At 66.2% G+C, this 920-nt stretch carries 1 protein-coding gene; it reads right to left on the bottom strand.

Going from position 1 to position 920, the window contains the following annotated elements; translation table 11 throughout:
• On the bottom strand, positions 1–920 hold a 920-nt coding region (trxB, locus tag BST14_RS28145; RefSeq protein WP_142279679.1), incomplete at both ends, for a thioredoxin-disulfide reductase.

Raw genomic sequence — 920 nt, 5'->3', positions numbered from 1 at the left:
TCTTCGTGGTCGGCGAGCCAGCGTTCGGCGTCGATGGCCGCCGAGCAGCCGCTGCCCGCGGCGGTGATGGCTTGGCGGTAGGTGCGATCGACCAGGTCCCCGGCGGCGAACACCCCATCGATCGAGGTGGCCGTGGTGCGGCCGTGCACCAGCACATAACCATCGGCGTCGGTCTCGAGCACCTCACGCACCAACTCCGACCGCGGATCATGCCCGATCGCCACGAACACCCCGGTCACCGGCAACGTCGACACCTCCCCGGTGACGGTGTCGCGCACCCGCAAACCCGTCACCGTCTGCTCACCCTCGACCGCCTCGACCGCCTTATTGGTCACGATGGTGATCTTGTCGTTGGCCCGCGCCCGCTCCAGCATGATCCGCGACGCCCGAAACTCCTCGCGCCGATGCACCAACGTCACACTGCGGGCAAACCGGGTCAAAAACGTGGCCTCCTCCATCGCCGAATCCCCACCGCCGATCACCGCGATGTCTTGATCTTTGAAAAAGAACCCATCACACGTCGCACACGACGACACCCCCCGGCCCAACAACTCCTGCTCCCCGGGCACCCCCAAATACCGGGCCGCCGCCCCCATCGCCAAGATCACCGCCCGCGCCCGCACCGTCTGCCCCTCCGCGGTGACAACCGCCTTGACCGGCCCCTGAAGCGACACCGACTCCACGTCTTCCATCCGCAGATCCGCCCCAAAACGCAGCGCCTGCTCGCGCATCTGATCCATCAACTCCGGACCCGTGATCCCCTGCCGAAAACCCGGAAAATTCTCCACCTCGGTCGTCGTCATCAACGCCCCACCAAACGACGTCCCCTCAAACACCACCGGCGCCAACTGCGCCCGCGCCGCATACAACGCCGCGGTATACCCCGCAGGACCCGAACCAATAACGATCACGTCACGGAC

The organism is Mycobacterium arosiense ATCC BAA-1401 = DSM 45069 (genome assembly GCF_002086125.1).
GTDB classification, from domain to species: domain Bacteria; phylum Actinomycetota; class Actinomycetes; order Mycobacteriales; family Mycobacteriaceae; genus Mycobacterium; species Mycobacterium arosiense.
Note: the sequence above shows the minus strand (reverse complement) of the source record. Positions and strands in the feature narration are given on the sequence as shown.